Origin of the sequence: Mycobacterium appelbergii (genome assembly GCF_032883035.1) — a bacterium.
In the GTDB taxonomy this organism is placed as follows: Bacteria; Actinomycetota; Actinomycetes; order Mycobacteriales; family Mycobacteriaceae; genus Mycobacterium; species Mycobacterium appelbergii.
On the sequence record NZ_JAMQTH010000013.1, the window covers coordinates 201,196 to 227,414 of the forward strand.

Below are 26,219 nucleotides of genomic sequence, written 5' to 3' on the forward strand. Positions count from 1 at the left end.
GCAGGGTGCTGCCAGACGACCGGACTCCGCTGACCTCTGAGGACCCGGGCGGACCCCCGGCGGCAGGTCGTCAAGCCTGCCAGGCGAGGTACGGACCGAGCGCGAGCAGGCTGATGATCAAGGCGTACTTGAGTCCACGGGACGGCAACACGTGGGCAATCTTCCAGCCCAGCAGTACGCCGGCGAGTTCGGGGATGCCCACCACGGCGGCCAGGGACCAGTCGATCGCCCCGTGGGCGAGGTAACCCACGGCACCGACGGTTGCGATCACGATCGACTGGGCCTGGGCAGCGGCAAGCGATTCCAAGATGGGGGTGCCGAGCGCGATCAGCAGGGGAACCGTCAGCATCGGCCCGCCGATGCCCACGATGCCCGCCGCCATGGACGCCGTGAATCCCAGCGCGGCCACTGAAAATGTCGATGGGTGTGGTCGGGCGTCACCCCGATCCTCGTGGTCGCGAATCCACAGCAGGCCCGCCACGCCCACCACGAAAGTGGCCAGCATCAATCCGAAAACTCGTTCGGACACAATCGTATTGACGGTCACCCCGACGGGAGTGCCGGCCACTGCGGCCGCTGACAGGAGCCGTGCCGTGCGCCGGGTCGCCGGTTTTCGTAGCTGACCAGAACGGGTGTAGGCGGCGGTGGCAAGCGCCCCGGTGGCGATGTGGGTCACGATCGCGGTGCCTGCCACCTGCGCCGGTGTCAGATCGGTCAGCGCGAACAACGCGATGGTGGGCAGCACGCCACCTGGGCCGACCGCGGTGATGCCCACACCGCCGATGAACCCGAACGCGGCCAGCGCGATCACGACCGTCAGGCTGAGGTCGGCCGTCACGTGCGGAACAGGGTTGCGTGCAACGTCATTCGATCTGCGCGGATGCGAATCGATTCCGCGTCGACCGCGCGGCCATCTGTCAGGCGGGTCAGTCGCTCAAGTGCGAATACCGCCGATCCCGCCTCGATGGCGAGCAGCGCCGCGGTGTCGGGGTCGGCGCACAGCGCATGCACCGCGACGTCGGCTCGAGCAAGCCGGCAGCCCGTGGTTTCTTCGATCAGGGCGAACACATCCTGGCTCTCCAGATCCCCGGTTAGGACCGCGGCACCGACGTCGGCGGTGAGGTAACTCGTGTCCAGGGAGAGCGGCAGCCCGTTGAGCGATCGCAGTCGTTCCAGATGCACCCCGCCCGATTCGGCCGGCACCTCGAGGCGGGCAGCGACAGCTTCCGGGAGGACCGCGACCTTCTCGGCGACCCGCACGTGGTTGACGATGGAGCCGTGGCCGGTCAGCGTCTCGGCCAGACCCGCCAGTCGGTCCAGTCCATGGCCGTATTTGGGCATCACCACCGTGGTACCCACACCGCGCCGTCGCACGATCAGCCCCTCCAGCCGCAGCAGATCCAGGGCTTCGCGGACCGCGTTGCGGGAGGCCCCCAGTTGTCGGCCGAGGCTTCTTTCGTCCGGTAGCGCACTACCGGCGAAGCGGCCTTCGGTGATCTGCTGTCGCAAGTCGTCGGCCACCCGACGAGCCCGCTCAGCGCGCGGCCGCATGTGGTCCATGCCGGCCACGCTACGTTGACTGCTGTTACGCCATTGTTACGCCACCCGACCTGACCTGCGTGAATCTGTGAACAGGCGGTTGCGCCTCGCCGCAGCGCGCTCCGCCACCCGGGTTAGTTGCGGGCTTCGACCGCGGCAAGCGCCTCGGGGGTGGCCGGGTCGACCAGGTCACCGAACTCGGAGTGCTTGGAGACGTACTTCGCGACATACGGGCAGACCGCGACGATCCTCTTGCCTGCCGCGCGCGTATCGGTGAGGGCCGCAGACACCAAGTCTCCTGCCAGGCCGCGGCCGCCGAACTTCTCGTCGATCTCCGTGTGATGAAAGATGCGCTGCTGACCGGCGTCGACGTAGTCGGCGAACCCGACGCGGTCACCGTCGAGGGTGATTTCGTAGCGGCCGGCTTCAGGGACGTTGCGCACCGCTGTGTTGTCAGCTGACATGACCCCAACTATGCCGCAGCAAGGCAACATCATGCGTGCACATCCATCGGCCAGGGGCGGACATCCGGGAGGGGGAGCGCACGTGACAGAGCCACCGGGTGTCGTGCGGGTTTCGGGGTGGGCGCCGCTGGCGTCGCCGATCTACCGCGCACTGTGGATCGCCCAGTTCGTCTCCAACCTGGGTACGTGGATGCAGACAGTCGGGGCCCAGTGGATGTTGGTCGACGATCCGCGGGCAGCGGTGTTGGTTCCGCTCGTGCAGACCGCGACCACGCTGCCGGTGATGCTGCTGGCGCTGCCCTCCGGTGTCCTCGCAGACCTGGTCGACCGGCGCAGGCTGCTGATCGCCACCCAGGGCGCCATGGCGGCGGGCGTGGCGGCGCTGGCGTCGCTGACCGGTGCGGGGCTCGCCACCCCATCGGTGCTGTTGATGCTGTTGTTCATGATCGGTTGTGGTCAGGCCCTCACCGCCCCGGCATGGCAGGCGATCCAGCCGGATCTTGTCCCGCGCGAACAGATTCCGGCCGCGGCCGCACTCGGCAGCATGAGCATGAACGCGGCCCGCGCGATCGGACCCGCGATCGCAGGCGCGCTCGTGTCGCTGTCCGGACCGACGCTGGTCTTCACGCTCAACGCGGTGTCGTTCGCCGGGATCGTGGCCGTCCTCGTCTTCTGGCGTCGCCCCGCCCCCGAGCAGCTGCTGCCCGCCGAACGCCCGCTCTCCGCGCTCAGTGCCGGGGGACGGTTCATCCGCAGTTCGCCCATCGTGCGGCGGATCCTGCTGCGCGCGGTGCTGTTCATCGCGCCCGGTAGCGCACTGTGGGGCCTGCTGGCGGTGATCGCCAATGATCAGCTGCACCTGTCATCTTCCGGATACGGGCTGCTGTTGGGTGCGCTCGGCGTCGGCGCGGTTCTCGGGGCGCTGGTGCTCTCGCAGTTCCAAGCCCTGTTCGGCCAGAACATGCTGCTGGCCCTGGCCGCGGTCGGGTTCGCCGGCGCAACCGCGGTCCTGGCGCTCGTGCACAACATGGCCGTGGTGTTGGCAGCCCTGGTCATCGGCGGCACCTCATGGCTACTGGCGCTCTCGACGCTGAATGCCTCGATGCAGCTCAGCCTGCCGGCGTGGGTGCGGGCGCGGGGGCTGTCGGTGTACCAGTTGGTGTTCATGGGCGGGCAGGCCATCGGCTCGCTGGTCTGGGGTTTCGTCGCCGGTGGCACCAGTAGCGTCACAGCGTTGCTGATCAGTGCGGGTCTGCTGGTGGTGTGTGCGCTGTCCGCGTTCGTCTGGCCGCTGCACGCCCGCACCGGCAGCATCGATCTGACACCGTCGGCGCACTGGCCCGAACCGGCGCTGGTCTTCGAGCCGGAACCGCCCGACGGTCCGGTCCTGGTGCTGGTGTCCTATCGCGTCCAGCCCCACAACGAGGCCGGGTTCCTCACCGCGATGGCCGGCCTCGGCCGGTCACGGCAGCGCACCGGTGCCTCGCAATGGCAGCTTTTCCGCAGCGGTGATCAGGACGCCACCTTCGTGGAAGCGTTCATCGTGCGGTCGTGGGGAGAACACCTGCGTCAGCACCTGACCAGGCTGACCGGTAACGACCTGATCCTCGAACAGGCCGTTGAGCAGTTCGTGGACGGTGAACCGACGTCAGCGCACCTCATCGCGGTGAAGGCGCGTTTAATGTGAGGTGACTCACCATCAGCTGTACCTGAGGAGGTCGACCTCATGACACAGACACATTTCGGCTCGCTCGGTGCGGGTGGACTCAACTGGAGCAGCCTGCCCTTGAAGCTGTTCGCCGGTGGCAACGCCAAGTTCTGGGATCCGGCCGACATCGACTTCTCCCGGGACCGGGCGGACTGGGAGGCCCTGTCGGGCCGGGAGCGCGAGTACGCCACCCGGCTGTGCGCCGAGTTCATCGCAGGCGAGGAGGCCGTCACCAAGGACATTCAGCCCTTCATGGGCGCGATGCGGGCCGAGGGTCGCCTTGGCGACGAAATGTACCTGACGCAATTCGCCTTCGAGGAGGCAAAGCACACCCAGGTCTTCCGCATGTGGCTCGACGCCGTGGGGATCACCGAGGACCTGCACAGTTACCTCGACGACCTGCCGGCCTACCGGCAGATCTTCTGCGATGAGCTGCCCGACGCTTTGGGCGCGCTGACGACCGATCCGTCGCCCGCCGCCCAGGTTCGGGCGTCGGTGGTGTACAACCACGTCGTCGAGGGCATGCTGGCACTCACGGGATACTATGCGTGGCACAAGATTTGCGTCGACCGCGGCATTCTGCCCGGCATGCAGGAGCTGATCCGGCGGATCGGTGACGACGAGCGGCGCCATATGGCGTGGGGCACCTTCACCTGTCGCCGCCACGTCGCCGCCGACGACGCCAATTGGACCGTGTTCGAAACGCGGATGACCGAGCTCATCCCACTGGCGCTGCGGCTCACCGAAGAAGGCTTCGCCCTCTACGCCCCCAACATTCCGTTCGGCCTGGCCGAGGACGAGTTCCTGCAGTACTCCAGCGACAAGGGTATGCGGCGGTTCGGCACGATCAGCAGCGCCAGGGGCCGTCCGCTCGCCGAGATCGACGTCGATTACACACCGTTGCAGCTCGAGGACACATTCGCCGACGAGGATGAGCGGGCGCTCGCAGCGTCGGCGTCAGCCTGACTCGCGTTCTCCGACCGCGGAAACAGCCACGAAGGCCAGCGCGATCAACGCCAGCGCCTGGACCCCGGCGGAGTGGCCGACATAGCCGTCGACCGACCGCCACGGATTCTGCGACAGGATCGCGCCTGCCAGGATGAAGCTACCGGCCGCGGTGCCGACGGTGACGTTGTAACACCAGGATTCGCGGCGCCGCAGTAGCAGCTGACGGATCCCCAGCACGCCCGCGACGACGGCGAGACCCGCCATTCCGGACACCGCGGTACCGACGGCCAGCACCGCCGCGCCTGCGAGCAGCGGTCCGGGCTGCCAAGGCCGTGCGGGCGCCGCCGGCTGCCACGGACGTCGCGCAGGCACCAGGGCCAGCAACGCCAGGATCGGCAGCAGTGCCAGCCCGCCGATCAGCCCGATCCGGTAGGGGTTGTTCGAGTCGAAGGACAGTGTGACCGTGCCTGCGGTGCCTGCCGGGACCAGCCAGCCCTGTTGCCAGCCGTTGACCGTCACCGGCTCCAGTCGGGTGCCGTCGGCGTCGCGGGCGATCCAGCCGGGGTTGACGCTTTCGGGCACCACGAGGGTCTGGGTCGTCGCCGCGGGGGACATCTGTATCTCACGGCGATCGGGTCCCCACGCCGCCACGTCAACGGGATGCGTTGTCGCCGGACGTATTTCGTCTGACTGCGGCGTGTCCAGGGCCACCCCGTCGACGATGAACGCCGAGCCGGGGCTGATCAGCAACTCCTGGGCTCCGGCGGGTAGCGCGATCGGTTGGGTGCGACACGGCTGGGCCGGGATCGGATCTCCGTCGAGCAAGGCCCCCACGGTGGTGTCCACTGATGTCTGGACGAACTGGCCCGCGACACCGATGATCGGGCCCTTACCGCACGGAATCGACACGGCGCGTTTGCGGTTGGCCGCACCGTCCGCGGGAGCGATCGCGGCGCCGCGGCTGTCGAACAACGTCAGTTCCGCCAGTCCTGGCGGTTTGAGCTGGTCGAATCCGAGTGAGGTGCGGTCGATGATGTCGTTCCAGCCGAGCAGCGACACCGTCACTTTGTCGGTGACGCGGGACTTGAGTTCCAGTGTCTGCGGTTCACCGTCACCGGACAACTTGTGCACCTGCGGACCGTCGCCGAGGTCGACCGAGACCAGCGTCGGATGTGCAGGCGGCTCAGTGGATCCCGGGTCGATGCGCAATGCGCCCACCTCGGTGCGGGCCGGCAACTCCAGGGTCACGGTCGGCGGTGATTTGTGCTGGACGACGCGCTGCGGTGCGGTCCACGAGGTGCGCGGGTCACCGTCGGCGGCGGCATACGCCGAACCCAGCACGTCGATGGGATCGGCGTCACCGAAGGCCCTGGTGGCGCCGGGTTGGGCCACCAGATCGGCCAGGTGTGGGCCCTGCCGCGGGCGGATCCACACCGTGGGGCGTACTTCGGTGTCCTGCGGCACGGTCAGGGTGCGGCTCAGGTTGACCGGTTCCTCGGAGGACAGCGCCATCGCCGCCGCGCACCGTACGCCCACCGGGCTTTCCGCGCAGCCCTGCCGCCCGAGGAGTTCGGTGCCCAGATCCCACTGGGTGACCACCGAGCCCGGCGGGGGACCCGGTACCTCCACGGTGTGGCGCAGATTCACCGGATGGGCGAAGCCGGACGCGTCGTACTGGGTGACCGCCAGATCGGTGAGGCCGAACTGCACACCCGCCGATCCGTCGTCGGTGGCCGCCGCGGTGATCCGCACCCACGGGGACTCGCCGACGGGCAGTGGCACGGTCAACGGCTCCCCGGCGGTCTTGAACCGCAGGCTGCTGCTGCCCGTGGCGGTGGCCACCTCGATCCGCCGTATCTGGGCGCCGACCGCGGTGGCGCTGGGCGTGATGGTCAGCGTGGCGTTGGTGATGGGGTGGTCGAAATCGATTTGCAGCCACTGTCCTACGGCGGCCTGCAGTGCGTTGGACACCCACGCGGTGGACGGATCCCCGTCGATCGCCGCGGCGGGCCCGGTGGCGGGCGCGACGTTGGGCAGCGCGGTCGAGTCGGCGGCCGAACTCGATACCGACAACCGTCCGCCCAGCCATCGGCCGTACACCGGGTCGGCTCCCTTGGACGGGTAGTCGGGTACACGGTTGTAGGTGTGGCGCAGGTCATCTGGGGCTCGGATCGCCGACGCATGGTCGTCGACCCGGCCGTAGTCGATCTCCCGCGACTGGGGGGTATCCGTGACGACCACGCCATCCACGGGCAGCCCGGCGCGCTCTGCGTCGGAACTCAGCAACATCGGTCCCAGCGGCGGCAGTCCGGACAGTCGGCGGCGTTCGTCGAGGCGCAGCAGTGCCTCAGGAGCCCCGTCCACCCGGGTCAGCGTGTCGGTGTCGGCCAGGTAGGGCGCAGATGGATCCTTCGCGCCGGTGTCGACCCGATAGATCTCGACGGCGGGGTAGCGCGGCCGCAGACCACTGTCGGCGACAAAGCCCTCCAAGGTTCCCGGGCCCACCGGTTGGCCGAACTCGGCGACCTTCTCCAAGCCCGGCGACCCTTGTATCGCCCGGTGCACCAACACCGGCCGGGCCGAGCGGGAGGTGTCCGGATCCAGATCGTTGCGCAGCACCACATATCCGATGCCCTGGCGGGCCAGGGTGTCCGCGAGGCCGGCGGACGGGCGCCCGGCGGCGAACAACCGCTGGACCGAATCGAGGGCCCGGATGGTTTCCGGTGGTGTCAGCGGAATGGAATCGCGTACACCCCACGGACTGTCGCCGAGTACCTGCAGTGGTTCGTCATGGCTGTTGCCCCACACCTGGGTGGCGAACGGTGCGCCGGGCGCCACCAGCACGCGGCTGCGTTCGGAGTTGTGCTCATCGAGCCAGTCCGCGGTCTGGTGCCAGTACTGCGGTATCGCGCTGAATGTCCCCGGTGGGGTGAGCCGCCCGGTCCAGGCGATCGAGGTGCCTGCGGCCAGCGCCGCGAGCACCACGATGCCGACCGCCACCCGCTTGTCACGCTCGGGGTGGGCCAGCGCGTTCACCCACACCGGGCGCGGTGCGTTGCCCGGCAGGGGTATCCGGCCCAGCAGATGCACCAGGCCCAGCACCAGCGGCAGCCGGATCACCGGCTCCAACTTGTGCAGGTTGCGCAACGGCGTCCCCGCACCGTCCAGGAACGCCTGGACCTGTAGCGCGACGGGAGAACCCAGCCCGCCCGAGTACCCGAGCCCGAGCAGCACGACGCCGATCAACAGCATGGTGATCAGCCGGCCCCGCGCGGGCATCGAGCGCAGTGCGAGGCCCGCCAGCCCCGCCGCTGCCACCAGCGTGGTGGCGAGCACCGCGACGGTGCTGGTGACCAGCGAGGCGGCGGCGGTCGCGCTGGGTGCCACGAAGGGTGTCCAGCTGTCTGTGCCGCGCAGCATCTCGGTCAGCGAGGTCCACTGGGTGGTGACGCCGGAGGACTCGATGAAGTCCAGGAACGGTGGGCTGATCCGGCCGAGAAGCACCAGCGCCACCACCCACCAGGTGACCGCCAGCACCGCGCAGCCGAACCACCAGGCGGTGAACCGCCACCACAGCCGATTCGGCCGGTGACAGGCCCACCAGATGATCGCGGCCAGGCAGCCGGTCAGCGTCGCGACGGCGTTCACCGCGCCCATCAGCGCGAGGGCCCCGGCCGACCGCGCGGCCATCAGACGTAGGTTGTGCTGCCCGCGCAGGGCGAGAATGACGGGCAGCAGCACCCACGGCGCCAGCATCATGGGCAGCGTCTCCGAGGAGATCGCGCCCAGTGTCGTCAACACCCGCGGACACAGCGCGAAGGCCAGCGCGCCGATCACCCGGGAGCTCGTACTGCCGATACCGAGCGCCTCTGCGACCCGGAGCACACCCCAGAAGCCGATGGTCAGCAGCAGCGCCCACCACAACCGCTGGGTCACCCAGCCGGGAACGTTGAGCAGATCACCGATGAGGAAGAACGTGCCGTGCGGAAAGAGATAGCCGTAAGCCTGGTTCTGCGCCTGCCCGAACGGTAGGTCGCTGTTCCACAGATTGAACGCACGCGTGAGGAACCGCAGTGGATTCGCGGTGAGGTCGAGCTTCGTATCGGGCGATATCTGTCCGGGCGACTGGGCGAAAGTCAGGACCAGGTTCGCCGCAGCGACCACCCACAACCAGCGCCGAGACAGCGGAAGCGGCGCGGCCGCCCGCCGCGACAGCGGCGCATCCAAGTTATGTACGGTCGCCGTACTCGACCCGGTTGAGCACCGATGACGCAGGGTCGCCCGCTTGCAGCGGAGGCTTCGTATCCTGCTGCACCATTAGCGTCACTCCGAAGACGGCGGCCGCGCCCAGCAACAGGCCGACCACAATGCTGGCCGCGGAGGGGACGACAAACCGGTTCACCCGGCCAACCTAGCATGGTGGCATCGGAGATCGCCGTTGCAGCGGCTAGGGTCGGGGCCCATGGCTTCACCGCGCATCCTTGCGACCTTCGTGGCCCTGTCCGGACTGCTGCTGGCCTGCTCGCCGAGCGCACCGCCGTCTTCAGAGACGTCGTCGCCCGAGATGCAGCCGATGAGCACCACCGGGCCGCTGCCCGCCGCGCCGGCCCCGCAAACCTGCGACCTGGCCAGCCTTCCCGCCAGGGACAAACTCGCGCAACTGCTGACGGTCGGTGTCACCGATGGAGCCGACGCCCGCGCTGTGGTTGCCGAACAGCACGTCGGCGGCATCATGATCGGCAGTTGGACCGACCTGTCGATGCTCACCGACGGTTCGCTGGCCGATACGGCGGCCGCCGCCGGTTCGATCCCGCTGGCGGTCAGCGTGGACGAGGAGGGTGGCCGGGTGTCGCGGCTGGCCCCGCTGATCGGCAGCCAGCCCTCGGCTCGCGAGCTGGCCAGGACCCACACCCCCGACGAGGTGTACGGGATCGCGCTGGAACGCGGCCACAAGATGCGTGGGCTCGGCATCACCGTGGACTTCGCGCCCGTGGTCGACGTCACGTCGGATGCCGACGACACCGTCATCGGTGACCGGTCCTTCGGCGCGGACCCGGCCACCGTGACCGACTACGCCGGCGCCTACGCACGCGGCCTGCGCGACGCGGGCGTGCTGCCGGTGCTCAAGCATTTCCCCGGCCATGGCCACGGCTCGGGCGATTCGCACACCGGCTCGGTCACCACACCGCCGCTCGCCGAACTGCAGAACAACGATCTGGTGCCGTACCGGACCCTGACCACGGCCGCCCCGGTCGCCGTGATGGTCGGCCATCTGGAGGTGCCCGGGCTGACCGGCCCGGACCCGGCCAGCCTCAGCCGTCCCGCCTACGACCTGCTGCGCTCCGGAGGCTACGGCGGCCCGGGATTCAACGGCCTGGTCTACACCGACGATCTGTCCAGCATGGCGGCGATCAACCAGCGCTACGGTGTGGCCGCGGCCGTACTCAAGGCGTTGCAGGCCGGCGCCGACAACGCCTTGTGGATCACCACCGACGAGGTGCCCGCGGTTCTCGACGGGCTGGAGAAGGCCCTGGCCGACGGTGAGCTCAACCAGGCCGCGGTCGATGCCGCCCTTGAGCGCAACGTCACGGCCAAGGGCGGACCGCACTGCGGCTGACCGTCACAGGCTGATCGTCACAATGAGTACACCCGGGTCGCGTTGTGTGTCCCGGTCATGTCGACGATCCTGATCGCGTCGGACTCGGAGCAGTCCCCGGCCCGCACCCAGCCGCCCAGCACCACACCCATGGCGCGGCGCCACAGCACCGAACCCAACAGATGCAGCTCCGGCGGACCGAACGCGTCCGAGGAGTACAGCTGTTTGGCGAACGGGGCCGTCTCCAGCGCCTCGGCCACCAGGCCGATCGATCGGACGCCGAGGTAATTGATGCCAAGGCCCACATCGAAATTCACATGGTCGAACGCCTGCGCCAGATAGCCCGCCTGACGGTGGAACGGATAGCAGTGCAACAGCAGCACCGGCACGGGTGGCATGGCACGCAGCAGCGGCAGCAACAGCATCGGGTCGGTGCGGTGCAGGTCCAGATCTCGGTCGCCGAACCCGACATGCACCTGGATGGGCAGGCCGCAATCGGCGGCCTCGTACACCCCGAAGGCGATCAGCACCGGACTGTCGAGCCGTGTCGATGGCCCCGCGGCCAGCGCCCTGGCGTGCTCGATCACCTGGGCATCCGATGGTCGTGACCAGTCGATGTCAAACGAGCAGCGGTAGGCTGCAATGGTTTTGGTGCCGACAGTTTCCGGCGACCGGGCCGCCTCGGCAAGCGCACCGCGGAACGCGGCAGGGAAATCGTCAGGATCTGTCCCTGACTCCAGGAGTTCCTCGGCGAGGCGTTCCAGCCGCAGGATCACCGACGAGGGACGCCCACTGAGTTCGGTGAGCCGCTCCGGGGTGGTGATGAGATCGCCCTGGAATCCGGTGTCGACCACCCACCGCTGGACACCGGCCAACGGCAGCATGAGCGACGACAGTTCGTCGGGGCTCAGTTCACTGCGGCGCTTCCAGTAGGCGTCGGCGTCGGCGTGGGCGGGCAGCCCGAGCACCGGGGCGCACCACCGCCGGATGGACAGGCCCAGCGGTGAGTCGAACTGCGTCATGAAATCGGGGACGGGATCGGTGGAGCCCTCGTTGATCGACGCCTCGAATCCGGCTCTGTCGACAGGCTTGTCGAAGGTGCCGTGCACGTGATGGTCGATCAGGCTGACCGTGCGCAGGTGTTCGGCCAACGCCTCGGGCACCTCGTCGTGGACGCCGTCGAACACGTCCGCGAGCTCACCATCCGGCATACCGTGCCACCTCCTCGGCATCGACTTTTCCCGCGGCGGCGTCGGCGATGGCCGCACCGAGGATCTCGGTGGCGCGCACCGCTTCGTCGTCGGTCAGCACCAGCGGGGGCGTGACCTCCAGGACGTTGCCGCCCACGTAGTACACCACCGCGCCCAGCTCCCAGGCACGGTAGACCACCTGGGCGGCGAGGCGCGGATCGCCGGCCCCTGTGACCGGGTCGACAAGCTCGACACCGATGGCCAGCCCGCGGCCGCGGACGTCGCCGATCAGGTCGGTATCGAGCGCACGCAAGCCATCCTGAAGGAGCGCACCGACTTTCGCGGCCCGCTCGGCGAGACCCTCGCCCACGATGGTGGCCAGCACGGCGCGGCCCGCCGCGGTGCACACCGGATTACCCGCGGTGGTCAGCAGCGCCGCGGCAGGCGGCGCGTCGAGCAACGCGGCCGGTCCGACCGCAGCCGACAGCGGCAGGCCACCACCCAGCACCTTGCCGAAGGTGACGATGTCCGGCACCACCGCGTCGTGCTCGAAGGCGTGCAGGGTGCCGGGTCTGCCCAGCCCCATCTTGACCTCATCGCAGATCATCGGCACGCCGTGGCGGCGGCACCGCTCGTGCAACTGGGCCAGAAAGCCGTCGGGTGGAACCACCAGGCCGCCGTCGGACAGGATCGGCTCGACGATCAGACACGCGATCGTACCGGTGGCCAGGTGCCGGTCGGCAAGGTCGAGGCACGCGTGGACGTCGGCGTCGATGTCACCGCCCGCGGGCCGGAAAGGATTGGGGTACGGCAGAAAGACCGCATCGGCATCGGGTGCGGCACCCGCGTCGACGTGCACCCCGGACACACCCATCGCGACGCCGACGCCACCGTGGTAGCTGTGCTCGAAGGCCAGCACGGTGCGCCGCCCGGTGGCATGCCGGCAGGCCCGCAGTGCGACGTCGTTGGCGTCGGACCCGGCATGGCCCAGGTACACGCGGCGCTCACCGGTGCCCGGGACCAGCGCCAGCAGATCCTCGGCGAGCCCGACCGAATCGGGGTGGACCGCCGACAGGCCACCGGCCCCCGGTGCGCTGCGCACCGCCCTGCTGACCGCCTCGACCACCGCGGGATGCCCGTGCCCGAGACCGCACGCCGTCCACGTCGCCGACAGGTCGAGCAGCTCGCGGCCCTCGGGGGTGATCAGCGTGCTGCCGCGGCCCGAAACCACTTCCAGCGGGAAGAACCGCAATTTCTCGATTCCGGCAACCGCGGCCTCGTCGCGGGCATAGAGCGTGCTCATCGGACCTCCACCGGCGGAGTGAGGGCCAGTTCGGCGGTCAGTGATTCACCCACCCGTTTGGCGATGCCCGAGGCGGCCAGCGCGATCACCAGTCCCACCGCGCACCAGTACAGCCCGAGAAGCGGAGCAGCCGTGAAGGTTTCGGCATCCTTGACGTTGAACCACAGCACCACGGCGATCACCACGGCGCCGAGCAGGGGCAGGGCAAGTCCGAGCACCTTGCCCTGGCCGCCGTGCACGCGTGCGAACTTGGGCGCTCCGACGAACCAGGCGGCCGCGATCTCGACCAACAGGTAGCACACCATCAGACACACCGAACCGGCCACGGCGAACAGGAAGTACGTGTCGATCGCGGCGTTGCCGGTGCCCATGTCCGGCCAGCCGAGGGCCCCGCAGATCAGGTCGACGACCAGGGCCAGGACCACCACCAGCCAGGTGGCCCGCCGCGGCCCGCCGGTGCCTTCGTGGATGTGGGCCAGGGCCTTCGGGCCGAATCCGTCGCGGCCGAAGGCGTAGAGCATGCGGCCCGACGTCGCAGCGGTGGCCATGTGGCAGCCGAACGCCGCGACCGTCGCAGTAAAGATGATGAGCAGCGAGAACCACTGCCCGATGTAGCTGCTGCCCAAGTCGCCCAAGGTGTTTCCCGAGCCCTGGAATGCCGCGAGCCCGGCTTCATCGGTGCCGAACCCGACGACCTGGGCGAACATCACCACGACGAACAGCACGCCGGTGAGGATCAGCGTGCCTGCCAGCGCCCGCGGAATGTTGCGACCGGGGTTGTCGGTCTCCTCACCCATGGACGCGCACGCCTCGAAACCGGCCCAGGACAGGAACGCCGCCACCACACCGCTGAGCACCGCCGAAGCCGAGACGCCGCCACCGGAGAACGAGAACACGCTGAAGTCGATGCCGGTTGTGTCGGCGCCGCCACGGGCGAAGATCGCGATGACCAGCACCACCATCGCGACGATGCCGATGCCTTCGATACCCAGCAGCACCTTGGCCAGCAGCCGGATGTCGCGGCCCGCCAGCGCGAACGAGATGACCGCGCCCACCACCACGACCCAGAGCCACGGCAGCTGGTACGGGTTCTCGTTGCCCGGTTGGAGCTGCGCGATGAAGGCATTGGTGAAAGCTGCTGTCAGCGCAAGGGTTCCGATGGAGAAGCCGACGTAGGCCCCGAGCATCGCGAAGCCCGAGAAGAACCCGGCCCGCGGTCCGACCGTGCCACCCACCAGTGCGTAGGCGGATCCCGCGTGGTTGAGGTGACGTGTCAGCCGCACGAAGCTGTAGCCCACCAGCGACACACCGACGAGGCCGATGAGGAATACCAGTGGCAGGGCTTTGCCGACCGTGCCGATCAGGCCCTGCCCATTGCCCGACATCGCCAGGGTGGGACCCACCGTCGCAACCGACAGCGCCAGCGCCACCCAGAAGGGGAGGCGTCGGTGTGGCAGTTGATCGGTGTCCGGGGCGGCGCTGGTGGTCATCGATGCTCCCTTCGGGGTGCGCGGATCAGCAACTCCAGGCCAGGCGGAGTGCCTGGGTGGTCTCTGCGGCGGGGCGCTCGCCGTATGTGGCGAGTTCGTGGTGCCGTACGGCGGCGAGTCCTTCGACGACCGCGGGTGTCAACAGCTCCGCGGCGATCGCCGAGGCTTCCAGGGTCTCGATGACCGTCCGGTGGTCGGCCGGAAGCGGTTGGGCATCGCTGGTAGCCGGGTCGCCGGTCACCTCGGCGGACAACTGCAGGTTCTTGTCGATGCCCCGCAGCGCGCTGCCGAGCAGCCCCGCCGCGGCCAGGTAGGGGTTGGCGCTCGGATCGATGATCTTCAGTTCGATGTTGGCGCCGCGCGGGTTCCCCGGCGTCGCCGCGATGAATCGCACGGCGGCCTCGCGGTTCTCCAGGCCCCAGCATTTGGCGGCGCCCGCCCAGTTCCCGGGTTTGAGACGGGCGGCCGAGAGCACTGAGCCGGCATACACCCCTAGTAGATCCGGCAGACCGTCGAGTACCCCGGCCATGGCGTTCTGCCCGGCGGGCCGCATGTGGTGGATGCCGTCGCCACCGGACAACAGCGGCCCGGCGTCGTCGGCCAGCGACAGGTGCAGGTGTGCCCCGTTGCCGGCCTCACCGGCGAACGGGACCGGAGAGAACGAGATCTTCAACCCGTGCCGGGCCGCGACCCGCCCGATGACGATCCGCGCCAGGATGACGGCGTCGGCGGCGGCCACAGGCGTGGCGGGCGCCAGCGAGAGTTCGAACTGGTCGTGGCCGTATTCGGTGTGCAGTTGTTCGACCTGCAGTCCCGCCCGGTCAGCGGCGACGGTGAGGTCCACCAGGAATCCGGACCGGTCCAGCGAGGTGCGCATGCCGTAGGGCGACCAGGGATCTGTGGTGGCGTGCCCGCCGTCGGGTGCGAGCAGCGTGCACTCCAACTCCGCGCCGACGAGGACTGTCAGGCCGCGGGCCGCCGCGGCTCTCTCGGCCTCTGCCAGCAGCGACCGGGTGCACAGCGCTGCCGGTTCGCCGTGCTGGTCGTACAGGCTGCCCGGGGCCCACGCCACGCCGTCGTCGATCAGGCAGAGTTCGGCGGGGTCGATGCGGATGCGCAGGTCGCCGACCACTCCGATGCTGGGGGTGAAGGCGATCCCACTGTCCACACAGAACACGCTCCACGACGGCGATACCCCCATTCCGGAATCCTGGAATGCCGAGAGGCGGTGTAGTGGAACATATTTGGCGCGGGTCACGCCCGCAAGGTCGGTCAGCGATCCGGCCACGATCTGTACGCCCTCGGCGCGCAATTCGTCGATACGTGGCGTGATGACTGCCCCCATGGGCCCTCCTGACGTCCTGGGTCTGCGAGCACGCTATGTCATAAATGTTTCAAATTCTTTAATATCGGCGCGTTAGGATCGATTTGTTAAATTTTGTCGCGGAGGGGGACCAATGTGCCGACTGCTGGGTGTCGTGTCGACGACGCCGATATCCGTTTCGGACGCCGTCGGCGCCCACGTGCTCAAAGATTTCGTCGCATTGACCAAGGTGCACGGCGACGGCTGGGGCATTGCCCAGGTGAATGAAGCGGGCAGCCGTCCGCAAGTCGAGGTGTCCGCAGGCAGCGCCCTGGATGATCCGGCTTTCGCCGCCGCAGTCGGCGGCCGCGCGGCCCTGGCAGGCATGGTGCACCTGCGCTGGGCGACCAACGGCCTCGCTGTTGCGCCGGAGAACTCCCACCCGTTCCTGGTGGATGGGATTGCGATGGCGCACAACGGATCCATCAAGCCCGTCGGCCCGCTCGATAGGCTCCTCGACCCGGATATCGCCGCGTCCCTGCGTGGCACGACCGACAGTGAGCGCTACTTCGGAATCATCCGCGAGCACCGTCGTCGCGCGCCTGATCTTGCCGAGGCGGTCCGTCGCGCTGTCGCGCAGCTGCGTCCGTTGTATCCGGAGGCGAGCCTCAATGCGCTGGTGCTCGGGGAGGGGCAGCTCATTGCGGTGCACGCGCACGCCCACAGCCGGTTGCCCCAGGAGGATGTCGACGAGATCACCGCTGCCGACCTGCCCACCGAACATCTGGAGGACTACTTCGCGTTGCGGTGGGCGCGTACCGCCGTGGGGACCCTGGCAGTCGGGTCAACGGGATTCGGAGATCTGGACTGGCAACCGTTGCCGCCCGAGAGCGTCACCGCCATCTCCATGACGGACCTTGCGATGACCTCAGTGCCCGTCATGGCAGATTGAGCAGCGTGGCACAGGACGCTTCGGAAGCCGTCGCAAACGCAGCGACGACGGTGGAGGCGCGCGCCACTGCGGCGCTGCCGACGCTCAGCAAGGCGGAACGGCGGGTGGGCCGGGCGTTGCTCGCGGACTATCCGAGCGCTGGGCTGGCCAGTGCCGCCCGGCTCGCCGAACGTGCAGAGGTCAGCCCGCCGACCGTACTGCGGTTCGCCCAATCCCTGGGTTACGACGGCTTCGCCGATCTGCAGGTGGCGCTGCGCGCAGAGCTGTCGGCCCGATCGAGCGGGCCGATCACGCGGCTCTCGGATGCGCCGTCGGCCGGTAGCCTGCTCGATCGGCTGCTCAAACAGGGCCGGGCGCAGAACGACCGGGCCGCGCAGACTTTGGCGCTGTTGCCCGAATCCGCGGTGGAGGCCGCAGTCGCGCTGCTCTCGGATACCAGCCGCACGGTGTATCTGCATGGCGGCCGGTTCTCGCACCTGCTGGCCATGCATCTGGCCGCGCATCTGGAACAGCTACGGCCGGGCGTGCGTGTGCTGGGCGACCCGGTGGGCCGGGACCTCGGTGCGCTGCTCGAACTGTCCCGCACCGACGTGGTGGTGCTGTTCGACTACCACCGCTATCAGCGCAGCGCCGCCGAATTGGCGCGCCGCGTGCACCGTGCGGGCGCGACGGTGCTGCTCATCACCGATGACCTCACCTGTCCGGTGGCCCCCGATGCCGAAGTCGTACTGGCGGCGTCGAGCACGGTGGGGACCACCTACCAGAGCATGGCGGCCGGTTTCCTGCTCACCGAACTGCTCATCCCACTGGTCATGGACACCGTCGGGGAGCCGGCGCGGACCCGGATGGCGCTGTGGGAGGAGCAACGGCGCGCTGAGCTGCTCGGCTGACAGTTAGTCTGATCGGATGGCAGGTGGAACCAAGCGGCTGCCGCGCGCCGTCCGTGAGCAGCAGATGCTCGACGCTGCGGTGCAGATGTTCTCGATGAACGGCTATCACGAGACGTCGATGGACGCGATCGCCGCAGAAGCCGAGATCTCCAAGCCGATGCTGTATCTGTACTACGGCTCCAAGGAAGAACTCTTCGGTGCCTGCCTCGACCGCGAGCTGACGCGGTTCGTGGATGTGGTCCGCGGCCAGATCGACTTCAGTCAGAGCCCCAAGGACCTGCTGCGCACCGCGGTGCTGTCGTTTTTGACCTACATCGACACCAACCGCGCGTCGTGGATGGTGCTCTACACCCAGGCCACCAGCTCACAGGCGTTCGCGCACACCGTGCGCGAAGGACGTGAGCGCATCATCGACCTGGTGGCCAGGTTGCTCAGCACAGGTACCCGTAATCCTCAGCCCGACAGTGACTTCGAGATGATGGCCGTGGCGCTGGTGGGCGCCGGGGAAGCCATCGCCACCCGGGTCAGTACCGGGGACGCCGACGTGAACGATGCCGCCGAGCTGATGATCAACCTGTTCTGGCGGGGCCTGAAAGGCACCCCGTCGGATGCGGGTGGGCAATCCGTGGCGGCGGGTCAGATCACACCGCCCGACCGACCACCAGGCTGAACGGTGACGCGGTCGGCACCACTGCGGTGAGCTGAAAACCCGCCTGCTCGTACAGCTTGCGGTATTGGGCCTCGCTGCGTTCCCGCGCGGCGATACCGATCAACATCTCCATATCGGTCCACTTGCCGATGAATTCCCGGTCATGGTCGGGAATGACCGCCTCGACCAGGAGCAGCGTCGCGCCTGGCCTGGCGGCCGCGCGGATGTTGCCCAGGATCGTCAGCGCCTGCTCGTCGGGCCAGTCGTGAATGATGTTCTTGAGCAGGTAGGCGTCGGCGCCCTCGGGGACGCTGTCGAAGAAGGACCCCTCCACGACCTGCACGCGGTCCGCTGTTCCGTACCTGCCCAACAACTCCGGGGCGCCTTCGACGACCTGCGGCAGGTCGTAGAGCACGCCGCGCGCCGAAGGAGCCGCGAGCAGGACCGCCGACAGCAGCCGGCCATGTCCGCCGCCCACGTCGGCGATGGTGGTGAACCGGGTGAAGTCATAGGCGGCCACCACCGGGGCGATCGCCAACTCCGACACGCTGGTCATCGCGTCGTTGAAGATCTCGCCGAGGCCGGGCTCGGAGGCGATGTACTCGAATGCGCCCATGCCGCGCAGCTTCGGGACGACGGCTTCCCCGGTGCGCACCGCATCGCCGAGATGGCTCCAGTGCTCGCGGTGCTGGGGGCAGCCGACGAATCGCGCCATCGCCCCGATCGATACGGGTGCATCCGTGCGCAGGGTGTCGGCGAGCGGGTTCAGCGCATAGCGCCCGTCGCGGGTACGACGGAACACCCCGTCGCCGACCAGCGCGCGCAACAGTCGGTCCACCGCGTCGGTATCAGCGTTGATGCGCCGGGCCAGCTCATCGGGCCGTAGCGGTCCGTCCGCCAGCGCGTCGGCGATCCCGAGTTCGGCGGCCACGGTGATGCCCTGTGCCACCCAGCCGCCAAGGATCATCTCCAGCATCGCCACGGGCGGCGGGACCGAGCGTTGGTAGAGGCGGCGTAGGTGGTGGCGGACGCGTTCGGCAGCGCGAACCAACCTGACCGGCGGCACCTTGGCGGTAGTCACCGGATGACTGTAAAGCCGGCATGACCGGGGTACCCGATTGTCGATTAATGAAAACGATTATCATTAATCCGATGATTGAGTCGCCGGATGCGCTGGTATGGTCCGGTCGAGCCAGTCGAACCCAACCAGGTTGGGTCAGGGAATCCGGTGGGAGACCGGAACTGACGCGCAGCGGTGTGGAGGACGGGCGGAGCAGCGGCCACTGGCCCCGTCGAGGGGCTGGGAAGGCGCTCCGCCCGGATGATCCCGAGTCCGAAAACCTGCTGGCTCGGGCCTTGACGCCGTCCGGCGGCGCGAGGCTCGACCATCGGATGGACTCCGCGATCGAGTCCCGGATCGGAAGGCGCCGTCGTGTCTGAACGTTTTCGCCTCATTGGCCCGCTTGTGCTCGCAGTCCTGCTCATCGCAGGTTGCGGTGCCGGCACCGGGCAGTCCCCGGAACCCGCTGCCGGGCCGCCCGGATACCCCGTCACGCTGGAGAATTGCGGACGCACGGTGACCGTGAAAGCGCCACCGCAACGCGCGATCTCGATCAACCAACCCGCGACCGAGCTGCTGTTGACGCTCGGGTTGGGCGACCGGATCGCAGGCAGTGCCTCGTGGAGCGATTCTGTGCGTCCCGAGCTCGCCGCCGAAAACGCCAAAGTGCCTGTGTTGACCCGTGATTTCCCTTCGCTCGAACGGGTGTTGAAAGAAAATCCCGACTTGGTCTACGCCACCTTCGACTGGTCTTTCACCAACGAGGGTGTCGCCCCTCGTGAGCGGTTCGAGCGTCTCGGTGTGCCCACCTATCAGTCGTCCAGCGAATGTGGCGGCCAGGATGCTGATCAGCAACGTGCGCTCACCTTCGACGACATGTACGGCGAAATTGCCGATGTGGCAAAGATGTTCGGTGTGCCCGACCGTGGCGACCAGCTGACCTCCTCGCTGAAAGCGCGAATGGTCGACGCGGGTGAGGGGGCCGATGCCGACGGCGTCTCGCTGATGTGGTGGTACGCCGGAACCAAGGCGCCTTACATCGCTGGCTGCTGCGGTGCGCCCGGGATGATCACCACCGCGGTCGGCGCACACAACGCCTTTGCCGACAACCGCCAACTGTGGCCGGAGATCTCGTGGGAGGCGATCCTGGACCGCGACCCCGATGTGCTCGTGCTGGCCGACCTCACCCGGGGCGACGACGGCGACAGCGCCGCCGCCAAGATCCGCTTCCTCGAAACCGATCCGGTCGCCAGAAGACTGACCGCGGTACGGGAACGCCGATGGATCGTGTTACCGGGAACCGCGATGGACCCTTCGCTGCGCAATGTCGACGCCGTCGAGACAATCACGGCCGGGCTGCGTGCCCTGAACGAGGCTGACAAATGAGCGGCCCGCCCCGCAGGCCCTGATCCAGGCGGGGTCTCCGCCGTCGTTGGATGCCACTTCCGCGGAGGCCTCCTGGCAAATGTCCTGTCGCCGGCGCCGCCTACAGTAGGACCGATGAAGACGTGTCTCTGCCGGCCGGTATGCGCCGGCCGGGTGCTGTGGTCGCATGCAGCACGCTGAGGTAGGCCGTCCGTCGCTGGAAGACCTCTACGAGCTCAACCAGGCGGTGGCAGATTCGCGGTCGTTGCGGTTGCTGGTGACGAACAACCTGGCCACCTACGTGACGCTGATGGAGCGCCACCTGGACCGGGGGGTCAAGGTGGCCGAACCGGAGCTGGTGGTCGCGCTTGAGCGTGATCTGGCAGCCATGGACACCGAAAGCGAGCAGTCGGGTCTGCAGCTGATCAAGTACTGGGCCAGCCAGGGCTGGCTGCACCGAATCTCCGAGCCGGTCGGTGACGGGGAACGCAATGTGTGCTACCTCACCTACGAGGCGCGCGCGGTGCTGGATTTCGCCCGCCGGATGCGTCGCGAGGACACCATCGCCACCGGTGGGTCGATCACCGGCATCGCCGCCGGGCTGCGGCGGGTGGCCGGGCAGGTGAGCAACGACCCCGACCGGATCCGTGCCGACCTCGAACACGAGATCGACAAGCTGCGTGCCGAACTGGACGCACTGGAGGAGGGCCGCAGGCCCGAACCCGACTTCGTCGACGTCGAGGACGATGCCAGGGCCATCGCGTTGCAGATGGAACAGATCATCTCCGACATCGGTCAGTACGGCAGCATGCTGAACCGCATCACCACCCGCTTGCTCGACGCCTCCGCGGACACCGATCTGGGCTACCGGGAACGGCAACGGCAGCTCTTCGACGATTACGAGTCATTGTTCGCCTCAAGGGAAAGCGCCTCGTATTCGGCCTTCACCCGGATGGTGCAGGACCCTGCTCAGCGGGCCGGACTGGTGGCCGACATCGAGATGGTCACAGGCGCGCTGCCCTCCCTCGATCCGGGCCTGCGCGAGGTGATGAGCGGATTCTTCAACCTGGTGTCCGCGCAGACCGCCGAGGTGGGCCGGACCAGACAACGTTGCGCCCGCCGGATCAAACGCTTTGTCGCCTCGGGCACCCTGGAGCAGAGCCGCGGCGTCACCCGTCAGCTCAACGACGCGTTGGCCAGTGCGCACGAGCTGCTGAACGTCTCGCTGGTCGACAGCCGGGTCGGCATGGAAGTGCCGCTGGCACGCGCGGATTTCAACTCGATCGGCGCGGTGGCGTTCAAGATTCGTGATTCCATCCCACCGACGCCGGCCGAGTCCTCGGACGGTGAGGTGAATCTGTCGGCGTTCGCGGCGCTGGCCCAGCAGGTGGATGCCGCCGAGTTGGCCGAGCTGGTCAACGGCGCCGTGACCGCTGCCCCGTTGTCTCTGCCCGACGCCATCGGACTCCTCGATGCCGCGTACCTCGGTCATGTCATCGTGCTGTGGTCCTGGGCGTTGCGGCAGCCGTGCGCCGACGGCGCCGAATCGGTCCGGGTCAGGTTCCAGTCCGTGGAGGGGACCGACCGCGAAATTGAAGTGCCACGGTTGTTTTTCACCGAGCCCATCCCCACCGCAAGCGAAAGTCTGTTATGAGTGACACCGCCCACGACGTGTCCGTGGACTTCGACGCACTGCCGAGCATCGACGCCGTCGAGCAATCCAGGGCAGACCGGACCGCGCCGCGTTTCGACGGCGACATCAGCGAACTGCCCGACCGCGCGTGCTGGGCGCTGCAGCACCTGCTGTCGCGTCGTTACATCAGGAAGGACACTCACGCCGAGCTGTGGTCGTGGGTCACCCGGTACCGGCACGAACTCACGGTCAGGCTGTCCGAGCTGGATCTACGGCTGTGCGTCGCCGATGATCACGACATCGCCTACGTCGAACAGGCTGAGTACGAATCACAGTGGCGCCGTAAGCTGCTGCGTCGGGAAACCCTCAACACTTACGATTCGATCCTCGCACTGCACCTGGCCAAGCTGATGAGGGCCGCGGCCCGCGATGAGCATGTGCTGATCAGCCGCGAGGACGTTCACGAACTGTTCGCCGACGTCCACAACGACACCGATCGCGACATCGCGTCCTTCAACAGACGTATCGACAACGCGATCGAGCGGCTCACCGACATCGAAGTGCTGGTGCGCAATCGCGAAGACGAGGACAGCTTCACGGTCAGTCCGGTGATCAACGCGATCATGACCGCTTCGGTGATCACCGAACTGCAGCAACAGTTCGAGCAACTCAAACGCGCCGCCAACGGGGCCGGTGACGATGACAGCGAAGACTCCGAAGCCGAACTGCTCGAGGACAAAGTGGACACCCATGGCCGTTGAACCGACCACGCAGTTCTATCTGTCACGCCTTCAGGTCATCAACTGGGGCGTCTTCGACGGATATCACTCCATTCCGTTCAGCCCGAGCGGCACGCTCATCACCGGTTCGTCCGGTAGTGGTAAATCCTCACTGCTCGATGCGATTTCGCTGGCGTTCCTGCCCTCGCACCGACGGAACTTCAACGCTTCCGGTGATACCACCGCGGCGGGCGCGGGCACGGGGAAGCGCACCGTCGACAAGTACGTGCGCGGCGCCTGGGGAGAGCGGCGTGAGGGCACCAGCCGGCAGATCATGTACCTGCGGGGTACCGGGCCCGCATGGTCGGCGGTCGCGGTCACCTACACCGACGGAGCCGGGCATGCGGTCACCGGGCTGGTGCTCAAATGGCTGGCCGCCGAGAAGACCTCGGACCCGGGAAGCCGCTATCACCTGATCGACGCCGACCGCGACATCTTCGATCTGTGCAACCGGTGGGCGGCCAACGGTTATGACGCCTCGGTGTTCCGCGATGACGGCTGGCAGGGCGGCAGAAGCGAATCCCAGTATCTCGCGCAGCTCTATTCGAGCATCGGCATCCGCGCATCGGAGGCCGCACAGCAGTTGCTCGGCAAGGCGAAGTCACTCAAAAGCGTTGGTGGGCTTGAGCAGTTCGTTCGCGAGTTCATGCTCGACGAGCCGGCCAGCCTCACCGGCGTCGAAGAAGCACTCGAGCAGATCAATCCGCTGGTCGAGGCCCGCGGCATGCTCGACGTCGCGCGTCGCAAGCGCAACACGTTGGGCAACATCGACGCCGTTCAGGTGCGTTACGCCGAGGAAGCGGCCAAGTTCGGCGTGGTCGACACCGTCGACAACACGATGATCCGTGACTACGTCGATCAGATGCGGTTGCAGCAGGCCGGTCCGGAGATTGCCAACCTCGATGACCAGATCACCCAACTGGGTGCGCAGCGCGACGATTTCGGTGCCCGACAACGGCAATTGAAGAACGAACACAACTCACTGATGGCGCAGATCAATGCCGTTGCGGTGGACCTGGTGCCGCTGCAGCAGCGGCTGAGCGAAGCCGAGCAGATCAGCGAGGAGGTGGCGCGGCGGCGCAGTGCGTACGAGGACAAGGTGGTGGCGCTGGACTACAGCCCACCTGAGCGGGCCGAAGACTTCTGGTCGATGCGCGAAACCCTCATGGAGGAGGCCGACCGGCTGCACCGTGAGCTGACCACCGGAAACCAGGCCTACGTCGAAGCGTCGGCCAAGGAGGTGCGGGCCCGCGAGGCGCGCGACAGCGTGCGTTCCGAGCTGGAACGCGTGCAGCGGCTTGGCTCCCCACTGCCCCGGACCGAGTATGAGATGCGGGCCCGGATCGCCAAAGCGCTCGGTGTCCCGGAACGGGACCTGGTGTATGTCGCCGAGCTGATGGAACTCAAACCCGAGGAATCGCGGTGGCGCAACGCTGTCGAGAAAGTGTTGCGCGGGGCCGGATTACGTCTGCTCATTCCGGATGCGCACCAGGAAGCGGCGCTGCGATTCGTCAATGAGAACGACATGCGGGGACGTATCCAACTCCAGCACGTTCAGCACGGAGCTCAGCTGCGTGAACCGGCGCCGGGAACGCTTGCCACCAAGGTCCACGTCGCCGACCCGACCCATGACAGCGCGGTGGAGGCCCTCAACGTCATCGCCGGTATCGGTGACTACGTCTGCGTCGACGGCCCCGAAGAGTTCGCCCGGCAGTCCCGGGCGGTCACCGACCAGGGGCTGCGCAAGGACAGCGGGCGGCTGTCGGTCAAGGATGACAGATCCAAGCTACGGCCGTCGGACTACATCTTCCTGGGCGATGCGGCAACCAAAATCGAAGCGCTGCAGGGTGATCTGGACTCCGCCGAGGCTACCTACGGGACCGCGCGAAGCGCACGGGAGAAACTCGACGAGCGCCGTGCGCAGCTACAGGCACGGGAGCGGGCATGCCGGGCGTTGTGCGATCAGTTCATGCAGTGGAGTGACATCGACACCGACTCCGTCGACGAGCAACTGTCGCGGCTGCAGTCCGAGCATGACCTCCTGGTCACCGAGAATCCGGATGCTGAGCGGCTCCAGCAACGTGCCGACGAATGCTGGCAGCGGGTGGAGAAGGCGATTCAGCAGATCGGGTCGCTCAATGAGCGCGAGTCGAATCTGGATCGGCGGCGCACGGCGTTGCTCGAGCTCACCGAGCGGCTCAACCCCGGTGAGGTACCCCAGCATGCGCGCGACACCCTCGACGGTTACGCGGCTGACATTGCGCTGACGATGGAACTGCTCGACGCGGACCCCTACCGCGCCGAGCTGACCCGCGTCATCGGCCGGGAACGTGACCGCCTGCGCGGAGACCGCAACCGTTCCCACGACGAACTTGCCGGCATCATGGCCGCCTACGACAGCTCGTTTCCCGACGCGATCCCCAACGACAGTGACGATTTCGACGAACGCGTGCACGACTATGTCGCACTGTGCCGACGCATCGACGAACGCGAGCTGCCCGATGCCTACGAGCGCATGCAGCGGCTCATCACCGAACAGGCCCCCGGCGCGATCCTCAACCTGCACATGATCGCCGACAACGAGGCACGGCGGATCACCGAGCAGATCGCACGGGTCAACACCGGGCTCGGCGCCGTCGAGTTCAACCGTGGCACCCGCCTGACCCTGCATGCCGGTACCCGGCACCTCACCGCGGTGGACGAGCTCAACGAGAAGGCCCAGCGGATCTCGGCGCGGGTGTCCCTGGTGAGCTTCGGCGACGAGACGGCCATGTTCGAGCAGTACACCGACATCCTTCAACTGCGGAAACTGTTGGCCGGCAACACCCCTGAGGACCGCCAGTGGACCCGTGACGCGTTGGACGTGCGTAACCGCTTCGTGCTCTATTGCGAGGAACGCGATGCCGAGACCGGGGAAGTCATCCGCACCTACAGCAACTCCGGTGACAATTCCGGTGGTGAGCAGGAGAAGCTCATGGCCTTCTGCCTGGCCGGGGCGCTGAGCTTCAACCTGGCCAATCCCGGCAGCAACGACACCAAGCCTGTGTTCGCACAGTTGATGCTGGACGAGGCGTTCTCGAAATCCGACCCGCAGTTCGCCCAGCAGGCCTTGTCGGCGTTCCGCAAGTTCGGTTTCCAGCTGGTGATCGTGGCGACCGTGCAGAACACCACGACCATCCAGCCCTACATCGACAGCGTGGTCATGGTGTCCAAACCCGATGCCGCGGTGGCCAATGCGCGGCCCGTGGCGTCGGTCACCGCCGCCTCGATCTCCGAATTCACCGAACTGCGGCGTAATTCAGACCCGGACGTGGTGCGAGCTGCACCGGCGTGAGAACTGGTTATGGGTT

Annotated in this window: 20 protein-coding genes and 1 riboswitch; of the genes, 10 read left to right on the forward strand and 10 right to left on the reverse strand. The window is 67.7% G+C overall.

All coding sequences use genetic code 11. The annotated features are described in order from the left end of the window. Positions 1-70: 70 nt before the first annotated feature. The 3 genes from M1247_RS27205 to M1247_RS27215 form a co-directional block, all read right to left on the reverse strand. On the reverse strand, positions 71-838 hold the full coding sequence (locus M1247_RS27205; RefSeq protein WP_317159507.1) for a sulfite exporter TauE/SafE family protein: 768 nt from the start codon (positions 836-838) through the stop codon (positions 71-73). Then, positions 835-1,560: a GntR family transcriptional regulator gene (locus M1247_RS27210; protein ID WP_317159508.1), complete on the reverse strand. Its 726-nt coding sequence runs from the start codon at positions 1,558-1,560 to the stop codon at positions 835-837. The genes M1247_RS27205 and M1247_RS27210 overlap by 4 nt, the downstream gene beginning before the upstream one ends. Positions 1,561-1,673: 113 nt before the next feature. Further along, on the reverse strand, positions 1,674-2,003 hold the full coding sequence (locus M1247_RS27215) for a GNAT family N-acetyltransferase (RefSeq protein WP_317159509.1): 330 nt from the start codon (positions 2,001-2,003) through the stop codon (positions 1,674-1,676). A gap of 82 nt (positions 2,004-2,085) precedes the next feature. Here M1247_RS27215 and M1247_RS27220 point away from each other — a divergent pair, with 82 nt between their 5' ends. Together M1247_RS27220 and M1247_RS27225 are read left to right on the forward strand one after the other, a co-directional pair. Further along, complete coding sequence (locus M1247_RS27220; protein ID WP_317159510.1) at positions 2,086-3,690, forward strand: MFS transporter; 1,605 nt, start codon at positions 2,086-2,088, stop codon at positions 3,688-3,690. A gap of 39 nt (positions 3,691-3,729) precedes the next feature. Continuing rightward, entirely contained in the window at positions 3,730-4,677 is a 948-nt protein-coding gene (locus tag M1247_RS27225; protein WP_317159511.1) for a R2-like ligand-binding oxidase, read from the forward strand. Here the strand turns inward: M1247_RS27225 and M1247_RS27230 are convergent. Together M1247_RS27230 and M1247_RS27235 are read right to left on the reverse strand one after the other, a co-directional pair. Beyond that, on the reverse strand, positions 4,669-8,886 hold the full coding sequence (locus M1247_RS27230; protein WP_317159512.1) for an alpha-(1->3)-arabinofuranosyltransferase domain-containing protein: 4,218 nt from the start codon (positions 8,884-8,886) through the stop codon (positions 4,669-4,671). The genes M1247_RS27225 and M1247_RS27230 overlap by 9 nt on opposite strands. A gap of 1 nt (position 8,887) precedes the next feature. Continuing rightward, a complete protein-coding gene (locus M1247_RS27235) occupies positions 8,888-9,061 on the reverse strand; it encodes a DUF2613 domain-containing protein (protein WP_018602702.1) in 174 nt (57 codons plus the stop codon). A gap of 60 nt (positions 9,062-9,121) precedes the next feature. Between M1247_RS27235 and M1247_RS27240 the strand changes: the two genes are divergently transcribed. Beyond that, positions 9,122-10,276, forward strand: a complete 1,155-nt coding sequence (locus tag M1247_RS27240; RefSeq protein ID WP_317159513.1) for a glycoside hydrolase family 3 N-terminal domain-containing protein — start codon at positions 9,122-9,124, stop codon at positions 10,274-10,276. 17 nt (positions 10,277-10,293) lie between these two features. Here the strand turns inward: M1247_RS27240 and M1247_RS27245 are convergent, their stop codons facing one another. The 4 genes from M1247_RS27245 to M1247_RS27260 are packed head-to-tail and all read right to left on the reverse strand — an operon-like array spanning position 10,294 to position 15,583. After that, entirely contained in the window at positions 10,294-11,466 is a 1,173-nt protein-coding gene (locus tag M1247_RS27245) for an amidohydrolase family protein (protein ID WP_317159514.1), read from the reverse strand. Continuing rightward, entirely contained in the window at positions 11,453-12,748 is a 1,296-nt protein-coding gene (locus M1247_RS27250) for an aspartate aminotransferase family protein (protein WP_317159515.1), read from the reverse strand. Before M1247_RS27250 ends, M1247_RS27245 begins: the two co-directional genes overlap by 14 nt. Next, on the reverse strand, positions 12,745-14,238 hold the full coding sequence (locus tag M1247_RS27255; RefSeq protein ID WP_317159516.1) for an APC family permease: 1,494 nt from the start codon (positions 14,236-14,238) through the stop codon (positions 12,745-12,747). The genes M1247_RS27250 and M1247_RS27255 overlap by 4 nt, the downstream gene beginning before the upstream one ends. A gap of 25 nt (positions 14,239-14,263) precedes the next feature. Continuing rightward, entirely contained in the window at positions 14,264-15,583 is a 1,320-nt protein-coding gene (locus M1247_RS27260; RefSeq protein WP_317159517.1) for a type I glutamate--ammonia ligase, read from the reverse strand. Positions 15,584-15,695: 112 nt separating this feature from the next. Between M1247_RS27260 and M1247_RS27265 the strand changes: the two genes are divergently transcribed. Genes M1247_RS27265 through M1247_RS27275 form a run of 3 tightly spaced genes read left to right on the forward strand, consistent with a single transcriptional unit; the run spans position 15,696 to position 18,053 of the window. Next, positions 15,696-16,493 carry a class II glutamine amidotransferase gene (locus tag M1247_RS27265; RefSeq protein WP_317159518.1) on the forward strand — a complete coding sequence of 266 codons (798 nt, stop codon included), beginning with the start codon at positions 15,696-15,698 and terminating at the stop codon, positions 16,491-16,493. Between the two features lie 5 nt (positions 16,494-16,498). Further along, on the forward strand, positions 16,499-17,383 hold the full coding sequence (locus tag M1247_RS27270) for a MurR/RpiR family transcriptional regulator (protein ID WP_317159519.1): 885 nt from the start codon (positions 16,499-16,501) through the stop codon (positions 17,381-17,383). 16 nt (positions 17,384-17,399) lie between these two features. Next, complete coding sequence (locus tag M1247_RS27275; protein WP_317159520.1) at positions 17,400-18,053, forward strand: TetR/AcrR family transcriptional regulator; 654 nt, start codon at positions 17,400-17,402, stop codon at positions 18,051-18,053. On the opposite strand, the gene M1247_RS27280 is transcribed toward M1247_RS27275, so the two are convergent. Further along, complete coding sequence (locus tag M1247_RS27280) at positions 18,025-19,113, reverse strand: methyltransferase (protein WP_317159521.1); 1,089 nt, start codon at positions 19,111-19,113, stop codon at positions 18,025-18,027. The genes M1247_RS27275 and M1247_RS27280 overlap by 29 nt on opposite strands. Positions 19,114-19,208: 95 nt before the next feature. Continuing rightward, a riboswitch (cobalamin riboswitch) is annotated at positions 19,209-19,395 on the forward strand. A gap of 69 nt (positions 19,396-19,464) precedes the next feature. Here M1247_RS27280 and M1247_RS27285 point away from each other — a divergent pair. The 4 genes from M1247_RS27285 (at position 19,465) to M1247_RS27300 (ending at position 26,203) form a co-directional block, all read left to right on the forward strand. Continuing rightward, positions 19,465-20,478 carry an ABC transporter substrate-binding protein gene (locus M1247_RS27285; RefSeq protein WP_317159522.1) on the forward strand — a complete coding sequence of 338 codons (1,014 nt, stop codon included), beginning with the start codon at positions 19,465-19,467 and terminating at the stop codon, positions 20,476-20,478. A gap of 166 nt (positions 20,479-20,644) precedes the next feature. Further along, positions 20,645-22,111 (forward strand): DUF3375 domain-containing protein, encoded by a 1,467-nt coding sequence (locus M1247_RS27290; RefSeq protein ID WP_317159523.1) that lies wholly within the window; start codon positions 20,645-20,647, stop codon positions 22,109-22,111. After that, complete coding sequence (locus M1247_RS27295; RefSeq protein WP_317159524.1) at positions 22,108-22,851, forward strand: DUF4194 domain-containing protein; 744 nt, start codon at positions 22,108-22,110, stop codon at positions 22,849-22,851. Before M1247_RS27290 ends, M1247_RS27295 begins: the two co-directional genes overlap by 4 nt. Beyond that, complete coding sequence (locus M1247_RS27300) at positions 22,841-26,203, forward strand: ATP-binding protein (protein ID WP_317159525.1); 3,363 nt, start codon at positions 22,841-22,843, stop codon at positions 26,201-26,203. Before M1247_RS27295 ends, M1247_RS27300 begins: the two co-directional genes overlap by 11 nt. Positions 26,204-26,219 lie beyond the last annotated feature (16 nt).

Bases quoted from the DNA above. Each gene is read 5' to 3' on its own strand.
- M1247_RS27210 (WP_317159508.1), bottom strand. From the start codon at position 1,560: ATGGACCACATGCGGCCGCGCGCTGAGCGGGCTCGTCGGGTGGCCGAC.
- M1247_RS27215 (WP_317159509.1), bottom strand. From the start codon at position 2,003: ATGTCAGCTGACAACACAGCGGTGCGCAACGTCCCTGAAGCCGGCCGC.
- M1247_RS27225 (WP_317159511.1), top strand. From the start codon at position 3,730: ATGACACAGACACATTTCGGCTCGCTCGGTGCGGGTGGACTCAACTGG.
- M1247_RS27240 (WP_317159513.1), top strand. From the start codon at position 9,122: ATGGCTTCACCGCGCATCCTTGCGACCTTCGTGGCCCTGTCCGGACTG.
- M1247_RS27245 (WP_317159514.1), bottom strand. From the start codon at position 11,466: ATGCCGGATGGTGAGCTCGCGGACGTGTTCGACGGCGTCCACGACGAG.
- M1247_RS27250 (WP_317159515.1), bottom strand. From the start codon at position 12,748: ATGAGCACGCTCTATGCCCGCGACGAGGCCGCGGTTGCCGGAATCGAG.
- M1247_RS27255 (WP_317159516.1), bottom strand. From the start codon at position 14,238: ATGACCACCAGCGCCGCCCCGGACACCGATCAACTGCCACACCGACGC.
- M1247_RS27260 (WP_317159517.1), bottom strand. From the start codon at position 15,583: ATGGGGGCAGTCATCACGCCACGTATCGACGAATTGCGCGCCGAGGGC.
- M1247_RS27265 (WP_317159518.1), top strand. From the start codon at position 15,696: ATGTGCCGACTGCTGGGTGTCGTGTCGACGACGCCGATATCCGTTTCG.
- M1247_RS27275 (WP_317159520.1), top strand. From the start codon at position 17,400: ATGGCAGGTGGAACCAAGCGGCTGCCGCGCGCCGTCCGTGAGCAGCAG.
- M1247_RS27290 (WP_317159523.1), top strand. From the start codon at position 20,645: ATGCAGCACGCTGAGGTAGGCCGTCCGTCGCTGGAAGACCTCTACGAG.
- M1247_RS27295 (WP_317159524.1), top strand. From the start codon at position 22,108: ATGAGTGACACCGCCCACGACGTGTCCGTGGACTTCGACGCACTGCCG.
- M1247_RS27300 (WP_317159525.1), top strand. From the start codon at position 22,841: ATGGCCGTTGAACCGACCACGCAGTTCTATCTGTCACGCCTTCAGGTC.